17 protein-coding genes and 1 riboswitch are annotated in these 15,996 nt (G+C 68.0%); of the genes, 11 read left to right on the top strand and 6 right to left on the bottom strand.

Going from position 1 to position 15,996, the window contains the following annotated elements:
- Positions 1-17: 17 nt before the first annotated feature.
- From DWQ67_RS09925 to mnhG, 4 genes are read left to right on the top strand one after another with little or no spacing between them, the layout of a single operon-like run.
- Positions 18-1,622: a Na+/H+ antiporter subunit D gene (locus tag DWQ67_RS09925; protein WP_121485477.1), complete on the top strand. Its 1,605-nt coding sequence runs from the start codon at positions 18-20 to the stop codon at positions 1,620-1,622.
- Positions 1,619-2,266 (top strand): Na+/H+ antiporter subunit E, encoded by a 648-nt coding sequence (locus DWQ67_RS09930; RefSeq protein ID WP_121485432.1) that lies wholly within the window; start codon positions 1,619-1,621, stop codon positions 2,264-2,266. The genes DWQ67_RS09925 and DWQ67_RS09930 overlap by 4 nt, the downstream gene beginning before the upstream one ends.
- Positions 2,263-2,532 carry a monovalent cation/H+ antiporter complex subunit F gene (locus DWQ67_RS09935; protein WP_325049626.1) on the top strand — a complete coding sequence of 90 codons (270 nt, stop codon included), beginning with the start codon at positions 2,263-2,265 and terminating at the stop codon, positions 2,530-2,532. Before DWQ67_RS09930 ends, DWQ67_RS09935 begins: the two co-directional genes overlap by 4 nt.
- A 5-nt stretch (positions 2,533-2,537) precedes the next feature.
- Positions 2,538-2,942, top strand: a complete 405-nt coding sequence (gene mnhG / locus DWQ67_RS09940) for a monovalent cation/H(+) antiporter subunit G (protein WP_121485434.1) — start codon at positions 2,538-2,540, stop codon at positions 2,940-2,942.
- A 23-nt stretch (positions 2,943-2,965) separates the two neighbouring features.
- On the opposite strand, the gene DWQ67_RS09945 is transcribed toward mnhG, so the two are convergent.
- Both DWQ67_RS09945 and DWQ67_RS09950 read right to left on the bottom strand, forming a co-directional pair.
- Positions 2,966-3,742 carry a hypothetical protein gene (locus DWQ67_RS09945; RefSeq protein ID WP_121485435.1) on the bottom strand — a complete coding sequence of 259 codons (777 nt, stop codon included), beginning with the start codon at positions 3,740-3,742 and terminating at the stop codon, positions 2,966-2,968.
- A gap of 77 nt (positions 3,743-3,819) precedes the next feature.
- On the bottom strand, positions 3,820-4,089 hold the full coding sequence (locus DWQ67_RS09950; protein ID WP_121485436.1) for a DUF4235 domain-containing protein: 270 nt from the start codon (positions 4,087-4,089) through the stop codon (positions 3,820-3,822).
- Between the two features lie 105 nt (positions 4,090-4,194).
- Positions 4,195-4,316, top strand: a riboswitch (TPP riboswitch).
- A 55-nt stretch (positions 4,317-4,371) separates the two neighbouring features.
- Here DWQ67_RS09950 and DWQ67_RS09955 point away from each other — a divergent pair.
- Genes DWQ67_RS09955 through DWQ67_RS09970 form a run of 4 tightly spaced genes read left to right on the top strand, consistent with a single transcriptional unit; the run spans position 4,372 to position 8,146 of the window.
- Positions 4,372-5,019, top strand: coding sequence for an ECF transporter S component (locus tag DWQ67_RS09955; protein ID WP_121485437.1), 648 nt, complete (start codon positions 4,372-4,374; stop codon positions 5,017-5,019).
- Positions 5,020-5,033: 14 nt separating this feature from the next.
- Complete coding sequence (locus DWQ67_RS09960; protein ID WP_233556034.1) at positions 5,034-6,635, top strand: ABC transporter ATP-binding protein; 1,602 nt, start codon at positions 5,034-5,036, stop codon at positions 6,633-6,635.
- The gene (locus DWQ67_RS09965; protein WP_121485438.1) at positions 6,632-7,429 is read left to right on the top strand and encodes an energy-coupling factor transporter transmembrane component T family protein; all 798 of its coding nucleotides are present in this window, start codon (positions 6,632-6,634) and stop codon (positions 7,427-7,429) included. Before DWQ67_RS09960 ends, DWQ67_RS09965 begins: the two co-directional genes overlap by 4 nt.
- A 54-nt stretch (positions 7,430-7,483) precedes the next feature.
- Positions 7,484-8,146: an RraA family protein gene (locus tag DWQ67_RS09970; RefSeq protein ID WP_121485439.1), complete on the top strand. Its 663-nt coding sequence runs from the start codon at positions 7,484-7,486 to the stop codon at positions 8,144-8,146.
- Here DWQ67_RS09970 and DWQ67_RS09975 read toward each other — a convergent pair.
- Positions 8,050-8,934 carry a helix-turn-helix domain-containing protein gene (locus DWQ67_RS09975; protein ID WP_121485479.1) on the bottom strand — a complete coding sequence of 295 codons (885 nt, stop codon included), beginning with the start codon at positions 8,932-8,934 and terminating at the stop codon, positions 8,050-8,052. The genes DWQ67_RS09970 and DWQ67_RS09975 overlap by 97 nt on opposite strands.
- 133 nt (positions 8,935-9,067) lie before the next feature.
- Here DWQ67_RS09975 and DWQ67_RS09980 point away from each other — a divergent pair, with 133 nt between their 5' ends.
- Positions 9,068-10,087 carry a zinc-dependent alcohol dehydrogenase family protein gene (locus tag DWQ67_RS09980; protein WP_121485440.1) on the top strand — a complete coding sequence of 340 codons (1,020 nt, stop codon included), beginning with the start codon at positions 9,068-9,070 and terminating at the stop codon, positions 10,085-10,087.
- A gap of 33 nt (positions 10,088-10,120) precedes the next feature.
- On the opposite strand, the gene DWQ67_RS09985 is transcribed toward DWQ67_RS09980, so the two are convergent.
- Positions 10,121-11,008, bottom strand: a complete 888-nt coding sequence (locus DWQ67_RS09985; protein ID WP_121485441.1) for an aminodeoxychorismate lyase — start codon at positions 11,006-11,008, stop codon at positions 10,121-10,123.
- Positions 11,009-11,074: 66 nt separating this feature from the next.
- Here DWQ67_RS09985 and cls point away from each other — a divergent pair, with 66 nt between their 5' ends.
- Positions 11,075-12,556, top strand: a complete 1,482-nt coding sequence (cls, locus tag DWQ67_RS09990) for a cardiolipin synthase (RefSeq protein ID WP_121485442.1) — start codon at positions 11,075-11,077, stop codon at positions 12,554-12,556.
- On the opposite strand, the gene DWQ67_RS09995 is transcribed toward cls, so the two are convergent.
- Together DWQ67_RS09995 and DWQ67_RS10000 are read right to left on the bottom strand one after the other, a co-directional pair.
- The gene (locus DWQ67_RS09995; protein WP_121485443.1) at positions 12,537-13,121 is read right to left on the bottom strand and encodes a nucleoside/nucleotide kinase family protein; all 585 of its coding nucleotides are present in this window, start codon (positions 13,119-13,121) and stop codon (positions 12,537-12,539) included. The genes cls and DWQ67_RS09995 overlap by 20 nt on opposite strands.
- On the bottom strand, positions 13,118-13,636 hold the full coding sequence (locus tag DWQ67_RS10000) for a low molecular weight protein-tyrosine-phosphatase (RefSeq protein ID WP_121485444.1): 519 nt from the start codon (positions 13,634-13,636) through the stop codon (positions 13,118-13,120). Before DWQ67_RS10000 ends, DWQ67_RS09995 begins: the two co-directional genes overlap by 4 nt.
- A 205-nt stretch (positions 13,637-13,841) precedes the next feature.
- On the opposite strand from DWQ67_RS10000, the gene DWQ67_RS10005 reads away from it, so the two are divergent.
- Entirely contained in the window at positions 13,842-15,821 is a 1,980-nt protein-coding gene (locus tag DWQ67_RS10005; protein WP_121485445.1) for a DUF222 domain-containing protein, read from the top strand.
- Positions 15,822-15,996 lie beyond the last annotated feature (175 nt).

The raw sequence follows: 15,996 nt of genomic DNA on the forward strand, positions 1-15,996 counted from the left end.
TGGCACCACTGGCCGTGATGCTCCCCTTCCTTGGGGCGGCCTTCACCTTTGTTTTGCGTCGCCATCCCGTGGCGCAGCGCACCATCTCCATCGTGACGCTCTCCGTGGTGTTGCTGCTGGAGTGCCTCATGCTTGCCGCCTCCTGGCAGCACGGCGCCAGCGCGGTGCTGCTGGGTGGCTGGGCGCCGCCCTTTGGCATCTCCATGGTGGTGGACGAGTTCAGTGCGCTGATGCTCGTGGTCTCCTCCGTGGTCTCCCTGATTGTGCTCATCTATGCCACGGCGCAGGGCAGCGCGGACGGGGACTCGGACGGGCCCGTCTCGGTCTTCTTCCCGGCGTACATGATCCTGGTGGCCGGCGTCTCCAACGCCTTCCTGGCCGGGGATCTGTTTAACCTCTACGTGGGATTCGAGATCCTGCTGACCGCCTCCTACGTGTTGCTCACGTTGGGCGGCGCCCCGGAGCGCATCCGCGCCGGAACCACCTACGTGGTGGTCTCCGTGATCTCCTCCCTGCTCTTCCTGACCGCCATCGCCATGATCTACGGGGCCGCTGGCACCGTGAACCTGGCGGACCTGGCCGTGAAGCTGGGGGAGCTGCCACACGGCACGCAGACGGTGCTGCACTTGATGCTGCTCATTGCCTTTGGCATTAAGGCTGCGGTCTTCCCGCTGTCCTTCTGGCTGCCGGACTCCTACCCCACGGCCCCCGCCCCCGTCACCGCGGTGTTTGCCGGGTTGCTGACCAAGGTGGGCGTCTATGCCATCATCCGCACGGAGACCCTGCTCTTCCCGCAGGATGATTTGGACACCTTATTGATGTGGGTGGCGGTGCTGACCATGGTGGTCGGCATCTTGGGTGCGGTGGCGCAGAACGACATCAAGCGCATGCTCTCCTTCACGCTCACCAGCCATATCGGCTTCATGGTCTTTGGGCTGGCGCTGAACTCGCAGCTTGGCCTGGCCGCCACCATCTACTACGTGGCCCACCACATCGTGGTGCAGACCTCGCTCTTCCTGGTGGTTGGCCTGATTGAGCGCCGCGCGGGCAGCTCCCACCTGGACAAGTTGGGTTCGCTGGCCAAGCTGGCGCCCATCCTGGCCGTGCTGTACTTCATCCCCGCCATGAACCTGGCCGGCATCCCGCCGTTCTCCGGGTTCCTGGGCAAGCTGGGGCTGCTGGAGGCGGGCGTGAGCGACGGCGGGTGGCTGGCTTGGGTGCTGGTCGCCGCGTCCATGGTGACCTCCCTGCTGACGCTGCTGGCCGTGGCCCGCGTGTGGAACCGCGCGTTCTGGCGCCGGGCTGAGGACGCGGAGGCGGCTGATCCCATGCTGCTGGCAGAGATGAACGACGGCGTGACGGTGCGCACCTACGAGGCGGTGGCCAGTTTCCCCGACTCCAAGTACTCGGATCGCGGCGACGTGAAGGTGCTGCCCAACGTGATGGTCTGGTGCACCGGCGCCCTGGTCGCCGTGGGTATCGCCCTGACCGTGTTTGCCGGCCCGCTCTTCCAACTCGCCGATCAGGCCGCCTCGCAGCTGCGCGAGCGCACGCCGTATGTGGAAGCCGTGTTGGGCCACGACCACGAGGTTCCGAGCACCCATGGGGGTGAGGCCAAGTGAACGCCGCGCAACGAGCCGGAACCCGCGCCGCATGGCGCCGGCTCTGGATTGAACTGCCGCTGATTGTGTGGCTGGTGCTGGTCTGGGGTGCGCTGTGGCAGGACTTCTCCGCAGCCAACCTGATCTTTGGGCTGGTCCTGGCGATGGTGCTGGTCCGGGCCTTCCGGCTGCCGCCCGTGCGCCTCTCCGGCCGCTTTGACCTGGCCCGCGGCGTCTCCTTCCTCCTCTGGTTCGTGTGGCAGGTGGTCCGCGGTTCCTTCCAGGTGCTCTGGGTGGCGCTGCGCCAGGGACCGCACGTGCACAACGCGGTGATCGAGGTGCCGCTGCGCACGCGTGAGGACCTCATGATGACGGCGATTGGCCACGTTGCCTCCCTCATTCCGGGCTCGCTTGTGGTGGACGTGGACCGGCGCCACGGCACGCTATACCTGCACGTGCTCAACGTCAGGGACGGCAAGGGTGCGGATAGCTTCCGCGCGGATGTGCTGGAGATTGAGCGCCGCCTGATCCACGTGATGGGCAACAAGGAAGAGATTCAGTTGCTGCGCTCGGAGGAACTGCGCGTGGCCCAAGAAAACGTGGCAGCACGCCGCAGGGCAGACGGCTGGGACCTGCCCGGGGATCGCCGTGGGAGGGATTCATGATGATGACCATCGTGGCGTGGGTGTGTGGGGTGCTGCTTTCGTTGGCGGGCGCCGCGGCCGTGGTGCGGATCGTGAAGGGGCCAAGCCTCTTGGACCGCATGCTTGCCTCTGACGTGTTGCTGATCATCATCGCCTCCGCGCTGTTGCTGCGCGCGGCGCTGACCGGTGACCTGATTGACCTGGTCTTTGTGCTGATTGTGGCCGTGGTCGGCTTCCTTGGCGCCGTCACTGTGGCCCGCACCGTCGCGGCTCGGGAACAGGGGTGAACGGGATGGATTGGTTCCTCGTGAAGGACATCGCTGTTGCGGTGCTGCTCATCCTTGGTTGCTTCATGAGCCTGGCCGCGGGGATTGGCCTGCTGCGCTTCCCGGACGTGCTCTCCCGAATGCACGCGGCCACCAAGCCGCAGGTCCTGGGACTCTTGTGCCTGCTGCTCGCCGTGGCACTGAACACGGGGCAGTGGATGTGGGTGCCGCTCTTGGTGCTGATCTGGGTATTCCAGCTACTGACCGCGCCGGTGAGCGCGCACATGGTGGGCCGTGCCGCCTACCGCTCCAAGCACCTCAAGTCCGGCTTGCTGGTGCAAGATGACCTGGCGGACATCGTCAAGGCAGCGGAGGCCGCGCGCGCCGCAGAGGGATTTGCCGAGCGCCAGCACGGCGTGCAGGACAAGTAGCCCAGGCCGCGGAAAGGCGGCCGCTAGTAGTCCAGCACCAGCGGCTGGTGGGAGTGGCCAGCCCGCTCCGCGAGGGCGCTGAGCATGGCCAGCCCGCTGCGCCCCAAGGCGTCCACATCCGGGGCAGGCGCCAGCTGGTCCTCGTCCCGTGGCGCCTGCAGCGGTGGCCCGGCGTGGCGCAGGGAAGCCAACCCAGCGGCGTCGAGCCCTAGGTTTGTGGCCAGGGTGCCCAGCTCCGTGCGCAGCTGCTCCACGGTGCTCAGGACCGTCTCCTGCCCCGTGGGCAGACGGCCGGAAAAGAGGCTGGGGGCTCCGGGCAGCGGAAGCCACCATTCGGTGCCGAGCAGCAGGCTGGGGTAGCGGCGCGGATTCTTGGCGGCCTCACGCACCGCGGGCGCGGAGGCGTAATGTCGAGGGCCGTCCGGGGTGCCCGCGCGCCTGAACAGGCCGCGTTTGGCCGGGCGCAGCTCGGGGCATTCGTCGTAGGCGGCCAGCAGGACCAGCGCCCCGAAGCCGTCCCAGCCGGGCTTGTCCGTCCAGTACGGCAGGGCGGGGTCCTCCGGCCAGGCGTCGTCGCGGCCAAGCGAGGCCAACAGCGAGGCCTGCCAGGCCATCACCGCCTCCTCCACTTGCGCGGGACTGGGCGTGGATTCATCCGCTGGGCGGCCAGCCAGCCGGCCCGCCGGGGCCCGCGTCGCGGTCACGGAAAGTCCCGCGGCGGCGTCTGCTTGCTGCGCCGCCGTGAGCCAGTCGCGGGCAAAGTAGCGCCGCAGCGGTCCCACGTACACATCCATGCCCATGACGACCCCCGTCGTGAGGCCTGCTGGTCAGGCCTGCCTGGAAGCCCCGCGGCCCAGCGCGCCGGTGAAGGCGGTGCTTAGACCTCTTCGGGGCGTGACTTGGTGCGGTTGACCAGCTTGTTGGCGCCGCGTTCGGTGGCGATCTTGATCAGTGCTGCGGTGGCGGCGGAGATGGCGGCGAAGGTGGCCACACGGACCACAGACTGATCCTCCCGGGCCTCCTTGTTCTTCTTCTTGGGCGCGTCCTGACCGGTCACCTGCTTCCAGGTGGAGTCCAGGACCTTGGAACCGACGATGCCCGCAACAAGGGAGACGACGGTGGAGAGGATCTTGACCAACGGCTTCACTACGGACTCCTGGGTGTCGAAAACTGATGACGTGCTTGCCCCAGCCTATGCCGGAAGTGGCGCGGATGTGCTCCGGAGTGCGCAGTGCGGCTAGGCTAGGCATCACATTAACGACAGGGGAGCACCCGGGCGGTCACGCCATGGTGCTGAGAGTGCGGCGAATTGGCCGCAGACCCTCGAACCTGATCCGGGTCATTCCGGCGCTAGGGAGTCGAGTTCTCGGGTGCGCGCCGCGCACCTCCCCTCCTGGGCATCCGTTGGATGCGCTCAAGGAGGAACAGCATGTCGGCTACAGAAGCCACCCCCCGCACGCCCCAGCCCGCCACATCCGGCGGCACCTCGTTGCGTTGGCGCACCGTGGACATTGTCATCGCCGCCGTGCTTGCGGTGGTCGGTGGCGTCATCTTCGCCATCGTCAACTGGACCTATCACGTCCTTGATCCGCTCTTCCTTGGCTTCCCGCCCAGCTCCGGGCTCATCACTGGGCTGTGGCTCTTCCCCGGTGTGCTGGCCGCGCTGGTCATTCGCAAGCCCGGCGCCGCGCTCTTTGTTGAGATGGTCGCCGCGGTCATCTCCGCCATCTTTGGTTCCTCCTTTGGCGCCACGGTGCTGCTCTCCGGGCTGGTGCAGGGGCTCGGCGCCGAGCTGGGCGCGGCCCTGCTTGGCCGTTACCGCCGCTTTGGCCTGCCCGTCGCGATCGCCGCAGGCACGCTGACCGGCTTCTTCGGCGCCGTGAACGACGCGTTCATCATGCGCTGGTACCCCGAGTACACGGACGCCTGGCTCTGGGCGTACGTCGCCTGCGTCTCGCTCTCCGGCCTGGTGATCGGCATTCTCATGTGGTTCGTGACCCGCGGCCTGGCCGCCACCGGCGTGCTTGGCCCGTTGCGTTCCCGCGGCGCCAACCGCGAGTCGGTCTCCGGCAAGTGAGCGCGGCGGCCTCGGTGGGCAAGCAACCTCAGGGCGTGATGGCGGACGGCGCTGTGCGTCAGGCCGGTGGCGCGGCAGTGGCGCTGCGTGGCTTTGGGCTGCGCCCGGCCGGGGCCACCGAGGCTGTGCTGGATGGGCTTGACCTGAGCGTGGAACCCGGAGAGGTGGTGTTGCTGACCGGGCCCTCCGGGGTGGGTAAGTCCACGCTATTGCACGCGCTGGCTGGGCTGCTGGCGCAGGACGAGGACTCGGGGGACGGCCTGCGCACGTGGGGTGAGCTGGAGGTCTCCGGGCGTGCAGGGCTGGTGCAGCAGGACCCGGAGACGCAGGTGGTGCTGCAGCGCATTGGCGACGACGTGGTCTTTGGCGCGGAGAACCTTGGCGTGGATCCGGAGCTGATCTGGCCGCGGGTGCGCGCCGCTCTGAGCGCCGTGGGGCTGGGGGAGCTGCCGCTGAACCATCCCACCGCTGCGCTCTCCGGTGGGCAGAAGCAGCGCCTGGCCGTGGCGGGGTTGCTCGCCATGGAACCCGGGCTGTGGTTGTTGGATGAGCCCACCGCCAATCTGGACCCGGAGGGCGCCGAGCAGGTGCGGGACGTGGTCCTGGAGACCGCACGTGCCACTGGGGCCACCGTCATTGTGGTGGAGCACCGCCTGGATCTCTGGGTCGGTGGGATCGATCGCATGGTGGTGTTGGGTGCCGCTGCCGCCAGTACCGGGGGCGCTCCGGCCGCCGTCGTCGCGGACGGCGCGCCTGGGCACCTGCTCAGCCACAGCGAGGTGGTGCAGTCCCTGATGGAACACGGCGTGTGGGTGCCTGGGCACCGTCCCGCGCTGGAACCGTTCCCCGGGGCGCGGTTCCCCGGGGCTCCGGCCGGCGAGGCGCTGCTGGCCGCGCGCGGCGTGGCCGCCACCCGGCACGCGGTCCCGCGCGGCGCCGGGGCCCGCGCCCGAATGCTGGCCCTTCCCGATGTGGTGCCGGTGCGTGGCGTGGAGCTGACGCTGACCGGCGGGGAGGCCACGTGCCTCATGGGGCGCAACGGCCAGGGCAAAACGGCGCTGGCCTTGACTCTGGCCGGGCTGGCGCGCCCCGTGGACGGAACGGTGGAGCTCTTGCCAGCTTTGCGTGGCGGGTCCCCGCGCGGCACCGCGCGGGCGTTGCGTCCGCGCGAACTCGTGAGCCGCATCGGCATGGTCTTTCAGGATCCGGAGCACCAATTCGTGGCGCGCACCGTCCGGGAGGAATTGGCCTTTGGCCCGCGCCGGGCCGGGGTGGAGCCTGAAGAGATTGAGGCCAGGGTGGGGGCGCTCTTGCGGCGCCTGCACCTGGAACGGCTGGCGGAGGCCAACCCGTATTCGCTTTCCGGAGGGCAGCAACGCAGGCTCTCCGTCGGCACGGCGCTGGCCGCCCAGCCGCGGGTGTTGGTGCTGGACGAACCCACCTTTGGACAGGATGCTGTCACTTGGGTGGGGCTCGTGAAGTTGCTGCGCGAGGAACTGGAGCGCGGCGCCTGCCTCGTGGCCGTGACGCATGATCACGCCTTCGTGGAGGCGCTGGGTGCACGGGCCCTGCTGGTGGATGGCGGCCGGGCCCAACTGAAGGGGGCGGCAGCATGAGCGCACCCTTGGTGGCGCACTCCCTTCCGGCGGATGCGCTCCCGGCCTTGCCCGCGCGTGCCTGGCTTGGCCGGCGGGACCCCCTCGCCGTGGCGCTTGCCTCCCTTGTGCTCAGCGTGCCCATCGTGGTGTCGCTGGATCCGGTGACCAGCGGGGTGGTCCTCTTGGCCGCCCTGATTCTTGCGCCGTTCTCCGCTGTTCCGGCCCGGCGGCTGCTCGCCTGTGTGGGGGTGTTCCTGCTGGGTGGGCTCCTGACCATCTGGGGCACGGCGCTCATTGCGCAAGATTCCGGGGCCACTCTCTTCTCCTTTGGCGCCTACACCGTGTCGCAGGGCTCGTTGGGCTCCGGCCTGCTCGTGGGCCTGCGCGCGCTCGCCGTCGCCGTGCCCGCCGTGGTGCTGCTTGGCTCCATCGACGCCACCCGCCTGGCCGATTCCCTGGCCGTACGCCTGCGCCTGCCCGCGCGCTTTGTGCTCGGGGCGCTGGGCGCCATGCGCCTGGGCGGCGTCCTCATGGAGGAATGGCGCGTGCTCGCGAGCGCCCGCCGAGCCCGCGGACTGGGCGGCTGGGGCGTGTTCTCTGCCCTGTTTGCGCTGCTGGTCCAGGCCATCCGCCGCGGCACGCGGCTTGCCGTCACGATGGACGCGAAGGGTTTTGGGGCCCCGGGGCGCACCTGGGCGCGGCCGGTGCGGGGCTCAGCGCCCGACGTCGTGCTGGTGGCTTGCGCTGTTGCTGTTGCCTTGGGCGCCGTGGCGCTTTCGGTCGGAAGTGGGGCGTGGAATCTGGTCTGGTAGGTGTCTGGAAGGGTTCGTAGGATAGCCGGGTAACCACAGCCACTAGGAGCCCACGTGTCAGCCACCTCGCAGTTCGTCTCTCCCACCGCCGTCGCCGAGCAGGTGGCGCGCTCGCGGATCCTCTCCGCCGAGCTACGCCCGCTGTGGGAGGGAGCCCGTTTGAGTGGGCCCGCCTACACGGTGCGGTGTGCGCCGGGGGACAACCTGATGTTGCACGCGGCCATTCACCGCGCGCCCGCCGGCTCCGTGTTGGTGGTGGACGGCGGCGATGCCTCTCACGCGATTGCCGGCGGCAATGTCTGTGCGGTGGCGCACCGGCGGGGGATCGCCGGGCTGATCGTGGACGGGGCCATTCGCGATGTGCAAGAGATCCGCGAGTTGGGCTTCCCGGTGTTTGCCCGCGCCATTGTGCCCAAGCCGGGAGTGAAGGAAGTAGTGCTGCCGCTGCAGGAGCCAGTGACCTGCGGCGGGGTCCTGGTGGGCCCTGGTGACTTTGTGGTCGCCGACGAGGAAGGAATCGTCGCGGTGCCGGCTGCGGACATCGAGGACGTGATGGAGGCGGTGGACAACAAGGCTCGCCAGGAGGCGGCCCAGTCCTTGGATGAGTGGGCCGCAGAGCATCAGGCCAAGGTGGACTCGGTCCTGCGCGCGGCAAACTCCCAACTCGCCAGCAACCGCAACCGCTCCGCACTGGGGGACCCGGGTTCCGCCGTGTAGACCAGCAGCACGCTGCCGGGCTCTGCGGTGATCGCCAGCTCCTCGTAAGCCAAGGTGAGCTCACCGACCACGGGATGGTGAAAGCGCTTGGTCCCGGAGCCGTGCGTGCGCACATCGTGCGCCGCCCACAGCTGCCTAAATACCTCGCTGCGGGTGGAGAGCTCCCCGACCAGGTCCTGGAGGTCCTTGTCGTGCGGGTCCCGGCCGGCCTCCGCCCGCATGATCGCCACGCACATCCCCGCGAACCGCTCCCAATCGGGGTAAAAATCCCGTGCCGCCGGGTCCAGGAACTGGAACCTGGCCAGGTTTGGTGTGCGGCCGCCGTCGCCCTCTCCAAAAACCGGTGAGTAAAAGGCGCGCCCCAAGCGGTTCGTGGCCACCAGATCCTGGTGCTGATTGCGCACCATGGCCACGCCGTCGGTGATGGAATCCAGCATCCACTGCAGGCTGGGGCGGCTGGTGGTGGCCTTGCTTGAGCGGCGCCGCGGGCGCCCGGAAAGGGGTACGCCGTCGGCCGCGCGGGCCAGGTCAAAGAGGTGGGTGCGTTCGGTGTCGTTGAGCTGAAGGGCGCTGGCCAGGGCGTCAAGGACGGAGGAGGACGCGCCAGCGATGGCCCCGCGTTCCAGCTTGGCGTAATACTCCACGCTGACGCCGGCCAGGGTGGCGACCTCGCTGCGGCGCAATCCTGGTACCCTGCGGTGGGGTCCGGAGGGCAGCCCCGCCTGCTCGGGGCTCACGTTGGCGCGGCGGGTCATCAGGAATTCGCGCACGTCGGCTTGGTTGTCAATGGCCATGCCACAGACCCTACGTGGCGTGGGCGGGCGGTGGGGTGCCCTGCGGGTACACCTCTCAGGAGGGGCTTCCTGCTGTGAAAGATGCGTACTTAAATGGCATCAATCACCTATTTGAAGGAGGACCCACATGCGTGGAGTCATCATGCACGCGCCCGGCGATGTCCGGGTGGAGCAGCGCGAGAAGCCGAGCATCATTGAGCCGAGCGACGCGATCATTCGCCTCAGCGCCACGTGTATTTGCGGCTCCGATCTGTGGCCGTACCGCGGCATTGAGCACGCCGATCACGCACCCATGGGCCACGAGTACGTGGGCGTGGTGGAGCAGATTGGCGCGGACGTGAAGACCGTGGCCGTGGGTGACTTTGTGGTGGGCTCGTTCGTTGCCTCAGACAACAGCTGCGAGATCTGCCAGGCCGGCTACCAGTCGCGTTGCATCCACAACGTCATGATGGGTGGCATCGGCACGCAGGCCGAGTATGCGCGCATTCCGCTGGCGGACGGCACGCTGGTGGCGACCCCGGGGCAGCCGGATGAGGACCTCATTCCGTCGCTGTTGGCTGCGTCCGACGTCCTGGGTACAGGTTGGTTTGCGGCCGTCGCTGCGGAGGCGGGGCCGGGGAAGACCATTGCTGTCGTGGGCGACGGCGCGGTGGGACTCAGCGCGATCCTGGCGGCACAGCAGTTGGGAGCCGAGCGCATCATCGCGTTCAGCCGCCACCCGGAGCGGCAGGCTTTGGCGCGAGAGTTTGGCGCCACTGACATCGTTGAGGAGCGCGGCGCGGAGGGTGCGGCTCGCATCAAGGAGATGACCGGCGGCTACGGCGCGCACGGTGTGGTGGAGGCCGTTGGCACGCAGGAATCCATGTGGCAGGCCATCAACTCCGCCCGCCCCGGGGGTTACGTGGGCTACGTGGGGGTGGGGCATGGAGTGGAGCTGAACGGCCTGGAGCTGTTCTTCACCGGCATTCACCTGCACGGCGGGCCCGCCCCGGTGCGCCGCTTCCTGCCGGAGCTGATCCAGCTCATTTGGGATCGCAAGATTGATCCCGGCAAGGTCTTTGACCTGACCCTTCCGCTGGAGGAAGCTGCGGAGGGCTACCAGGCGATGGATGAGCGCCGGGCCACCAAGGTGTTGCTCACGCTGTAGCGGGCGAGGGCCCCTTGAAGGGCACCGGCCAAGCTACAGCTGCGCGTCCAGTCCGCTGACCAGGATCTGGTGCAGTTCGGGGTCCGCTGCCACCGGCTGGCCGTCGATCATGGTCACGGCCGCGGCCAGCCGCACGGAGGACACCAGCCACACCGCGTCCGCCTCCATGAGGTGGGCGGGTGTGAGCGGTCCATAACCAAGCTCCCATCCGGCCTCGCGGGCCACATCGAAGGCGGCGGCCTGCGTGGTGCCGGCCAGGATGCCGGTTTCCAGCTCAGGCGTGAGCAACGTGACCGTGCCGTCGGGGCCGCGGCGGGCCAGCAGGACGGAGGACGTGGGGCCCTCCAACACGCGGCCGTCGCTGGTGATGAAGATGGCGTCGTCCGCATCGTGGGTCTTGGCCCACCGCTGGGCGGCCATGTTCACGGCGTAAGAGAGCGTCTTGGCCCCGGCCAGCAGCCACGGCGCGCGGTCCGCGGCCCCCGAGTCATACCCGCGATCCAGCAGCAGCACGCGCAGCCCGTTCTCCGGCCCGTGGGCCGTGGCTGCGGTGCGCTTAACGGGGGAGACAAAAACCCAGAAGCTCCCGGGCCCATCCTCGGGGCCACGCGAGGCCACCAGTTTGACCGTCGCCTCCGCGTCGTCGCCCGTTTGAGCCAAGAACGCGCCCAACCCCAGCCTGATCGCGGTTTCCCACCGCGTCTGCGGAGGAATCACCAAACCCAGCGCCTCCGCAGAACCGTCCAGGCGGCGCAGGTGCGCCTCCGCCTCCCGCAGGCGGCCGTGACGGTACAGCAGGGTCTCAAACACGCCGTCGCCCCGGGTTGCCGCCTGATCCGTCAGCAACAACTGTGGTTGGGTGGGATCCACCTCGATGCCCTCGGGGTGTTCGGGGGTCAGCATCACGGCAATGGGACTCATGCGGCCAGATTACCGCTCCCGGATAGACTCAGGACGGGCACCACGGGGTTTGCGGAAGGGAAATGAATGATCGACTTTACTGGTCTGCTTGACGGCTGGCCCGCGTGGGTCTCCACCCTCTTCCTTGTGGTGGATATTGGCATTCGTATTCTGATGCTCGGCATTGTTCCCGGTAACCGGCGCCCCACCACCGCCATGGCATGGCTCATGACGATCTTCTTCATTCCGTATGTTGGCCTGGCCATCTTCTTGCTCTTTGGCTCCAACAAGCTCAATAGCCGCCGTCGCAAACGCCAGCTGCTGATCAATGACGACATCCTTCACGCCACCCGCGATGACGACCACCCGGATCTGGTTCCGGAGGATTATCCCGAGTGGATCCACTCCGCCGTCCGCCTGAATCGCGAGCTGGGCGCCTTCCCGCCCACCACCGGGAACGCCCTGCAGTTCTATACGAACTACGGCGAGGGCCTGCACAGCGTGGCGCGCGCCATCGACGACGCGCAGCATTACGCGCACGTGCAGTTCTACATTGTGGGCAACGATCCCGAGTATGTGGGCCCGGTCATTGAGGCCATGAAGCGGGCCGCCGCGCGCGGCGTGCACGTGCGTTTCCTCTTTGACCAGATGGGCTCTTGGCGCATTCCCGGCTACGCCCAACTCAAGAAGGACCTCACGGACGCGGGTATCGAGTGGTACCGCATGCTGCCGCTGGCGCCGCTGCAGTGGCGCTGGCGCCGCCCGGATCTGCGCAATCACCGCAAGATCGTTGTGGTGGATGGGCGAGTGGCCTTTACTGGCTCGCAAAACCTCATTGAGCCCGGCTACAAACGCGCAGAGAGTCGCAAGATAGGCCGTGAGTGGGTGGAGCTGCTGGCGCGCATCGAGGGCCCGCTCGTGGACCACCTTGACCTGGTCTTCGCGACCGACTGGATGCTGGAGGCCAACGAGAACCTGTTCTCCGAGCTGGAGCTGGACACCCGGGACCGCCCGGGCACGGTGGTTGGCCAGGTGGTGCCCTCCGGCCCCGGTTTCCCGGAGGAGAACAACCTGCGCCTCTTTAATACGCTCATCTACAGCGCGCAGCATTCCCTGCGCATGACCAGCCCCTATCTGGTCCCGGATGACTCGCTGCTGTATGCCATCACCACCGCCGCTCAGCGCGGGCTGCGGGTGGATCTGTACGTCTGCGAGGCGGGGGACCATGCGCTGACCAACCACGCGCAGCAGTCCTATTACAAGTCGCTGTTGGATGCCGGGGTGCGGATTTTCCGCTACCGCTCGCCCATGGTGCTGCACACCAAGTGCTTTACCGTGGATGATGAAGTGGCCATTTTTGGCTCATCCAACTTCGATATGCGCTCCTTCTCCCTGAACGCGGAAATCACCACCATGCTGCTGGGATCCGCTTCCGTGAGAGAGCTCAATAAGGTCATGGACTCTTACGAAGAGGAATCCACCCTGCTCACCTCAGAGGTGTGGGAGCAGCGCACGCGCGGTCAGCGCTGGCTGGATAACGTGGGACGGCTTACCGCTGTGCTTCAGTAGCGCGTTTGGCGAGCGCCCGCTGCGCCCATGCCACAGCGGCAGCGCGCAGCGCCGGATCCGCCGGATCGGTGACCTGCAGCGACAGGTCGCAAGGCGCGTCGTCGGGCACTGTGAGTGCCGCCTCCTGCGCCGCCCAAATGTCCCACCACGGCTCGTAGCTGGCGCCGTCGCGCGTCAAAGCGAGCCGACGCCGCTGCTCCGGGGAAGCGCGCAGGCGCAGGCTCGCGGACAGGTAGGGGAGCGCGGCGGGGTCCGCGGCGCCCACACCTTCCAAGAGCACGACGTCGGTGGCGGGGGTCTGCCGCGTCTGCGCGGCGGGTGCGTCGGTGGTCCAGTCCCAGGGGGTCCAGTGAGCGGTTTTGCCCTGGCTGAGTGGGGCGAGGACGGTGCCCACGTACGCGTCGATGCCGGCACGGAGGCCGTGCCAGCCAGGGTAGAGGTCCTCTAGGTGGAACAGAGTGGCCTCGTGGCCCTGGGCCGTGAGGTCCTCGAGGAGGCGCTGGGCGAGGGTGGTCTTGCCCGCGCCGGAGCGGCCGTCGATCGCGAGGAGCAGGGGACGCGTCATGGCGTGAGCTGGGCGCGGACGTGGTCCACGACGCCGGGGACCGAGGCCAGGACCTGATCCCGTGTGATGACGAAGTCGGAATCGTCGCCGTACCAGGGGTCCGCCATGCCCTGCTGGTCCTCGGGGAGCTCCGCTGAGGCGGGGTCGAAGGAACGGAGCAGGTGCAGACGCTCGCGGTGCTCCGGGGTGGGGGCCCAGCGGCGCAGGGTGCGCAGGTGGTTGAGATCTGCCACCAGGAAGAGGTCGGTGTTCTCCCACGCGAGATCCGGGAAGGGCTGGGCCTGGTGATCGTGGTGGTTGCTGTAACCCAGGCGGTCCAGCTCCGCGGATGCGCGCCGGTCCATGGGGTTGCCGGCTTCCTCATCGCTGACGCCGCTGCTCGTGACCTCCGTGGCGGCGGCCAGCCCGGCGTCCTTGAGGGCCTGTTCCAGCACGTAGTGGGCCATGGGGGAGCGGCAGATGTTGCCGGTGCAGACGGTCATGATGCGGTAGGGGGTGTGGTCAGTGGAGGGCATGGAATAAGGCTAGCGGGTGGGTGTGGTGTTTTTGGGTGGCCTGTGAGGGACGGGACCTGTGGATAAACCCTGTTTCTGTGGGTCTGAAATATTCTTTGGTGGATCTGGCCGAAAACGGTTCAAAAGCGGAGCAAAGTGTCAGGGGGTCACGAGACGCTTGAGGTGTTCAAGGGGGAACGCCAGTCGCCTGGGGGGGTGAGCGGTCGTGGATCTAAACGTTGATGATGCCGGCGGGGCGCTCGCTGCCGTGGTCAGAGTGCTGCGGGGGACGGTGTTGCCTGATTCGGTGCGGTGGGTTGAGGAAGCCAGCGATGCTGAGGTGGTGGCGGTGTTGGGTGAGCTGGCTGGGCTTTCGGTGGTGGTGGATGCTTTGCGGGTGCGTGCCGCGGCTGCGGTGGTGTCTAGGTCTGAGGGTTTGAACGGTGGTGTGGGCAGGGCCGGTCCGGATTCGTTGGCTCACCGGGTGGGTGCGCGCGGGTCCAAGGCGTTGTTGATGCAGCTCTTTGGGGTCCCGGCTCAGACGGCGCAGGGGTGGATCGCCGTGGCCGGAGCCGTTACCCCTAGGAATGGTTTCTCTTCTGGGGTGTTGGCGCCGTTGCGGCCGGGGATTGCTCGGGGGTTGGAGGCCGGGGAAGTGTCCGCTGAGCAGGCGTTGACCATTCACCGGGAACTGCCGCAGGAGGTGCCTGACACTTCCGAGGACCCTGAAACGGCGGGGATGTTGGAGTTCGCCGAGGCCTCGCTCGTGGCTCAGGCCAGTGGAGGGCGGGTGCTCCCGGTGGAGGGTGAGCCGGGGTTTGGGTGTGAGTCCGGGGTGGAGTTTGCCGTGGATGCTTGGGGTGGTCGGCGTCTTGAGAGTGTTGCGCTGGCTCAGGTCGCTAGGGCGTGGGCTAACGCGATTGACCCGGATGGGGTGGAGCCGGACTACGAGAAGCAGGTGAAGGCTCGATCGTTCAAGATCAGCATGGCCCGCGGTGGTGGGTGGCGGATGACAGGGTTCGCCCCAGAGCTAGAGGGCGCTGCGATCCGCGCCGTGCTGGATGCGTACACCTCACCACGCCGCAAGGAACCAGCCCCTGACCCCACAACTGAGCCCGATTCAAGCCCTGACAACGTGGGCCGCAGTGAGCCGACCGGGCAGGGGGAACTCCTTGGCATGGGCGAGATGGGCGAGATGGGCGCCGGACCGGACGTGGAGGCGGGTGAGGATGCCCGCACCATGGATCAGAAGGCCTTCGACGCCCTGGCCTCCTTGTTCGCCGCTCATGCCAGCTCTGGGAGCGCGCCAAGCAATCACGGCGCCGCACCGACGTTGCTGGTGACTGCGACCCTGCCGGCCCTTCATGCTTTCCTCCACAGCGCCACCGCCCAGCAGCCCACCGCCCAGCAGCCCACCGCCCAGCCGGCCGCCGCCACTCCCCGCCCGGTTCTGACAGCTGCGCCGGTGGCGACCGCCGACCGGGGTTCCGGCCAACGAGCCGGGACTGATGGCCCGACCGTCGGCGTGGATGTGTTTGCAGATCTGCGTTCGGCGGGACAGGGGTGGGGCGGGCCGCCGGAACCACCGCCGGAACCGCCCCATCCCTTTGAAGGAATGCGCGCCCCCTTCGGGGCGCCGCCACCAGCCCCACCACCACCACCACCCGTGTTTGCGCCGGCGCCGCCTCGTGGGATGGGCACGATGACTGGGGTCGATCCTCAAACACTGGTGGATGAACGGTTCGCGAGGGTCGCGCGATCGGACATAGCAGTTCCCGTGTCCCAGGTGATGAGCATGCTCTGCAGTGCCGATGTGCAATTCATGCTCACCGACGAGGCGGGCCTGCCACTGAAACTAGGCCGGGCCAGGCGCCACTTCAGTGTTCACCAGCGTAGGGCGTTGATGGTCCGCGATCGGCACTGCAAGGCACCCGGCTGCGGTGCGCCCCCTGGCTGGTGCGAGGCCCACCACGTGATCCCGTGGCATGAGGGCGGACCCACCGACGTGGACCACGCCGTGCTGCTGTGCAACTTCCACCACCACGAGGTGCACCTGGGCCGCCTCGTCGTGGAAGCCACCACCATGCCCGCCGCAGCACGACCGGCCAACCCTGGCGCGCCCGGGGCGGGGGCGGCTGCCGGAGGGGTGGCCCGGCGCCCGTGGACCGTCGTCAGCTCCTGGACCACCCGCCAACGCCGTCGCTGACCACTACCGCTGACCGTTAACCCAGGCCCGACAGACCGATACACGAGAGCTTCGGACGATGGGGCGCACCGGTTCGCCGTGATGATTTGGGGTTACCTGTTGGGGGTGCAGCCGGGGGCGGTGTTGTTTTTGTTGCAGGGTTCTGCGACGCGGTAGTGCTTGGTGCGCCAGACGT

Origin of the sequence: Galactobacter caseinivorans (assembly GCF_003640665.1) — a bacterium.
In the GTDB taxonomy this organism is placed as follows: domain Bacteria; phylum Actinomycetota; class Actinomycetes; order Actinomycetales; family Micrococcaceae; genus Galactobacter; species Galactobacter caseinivorans.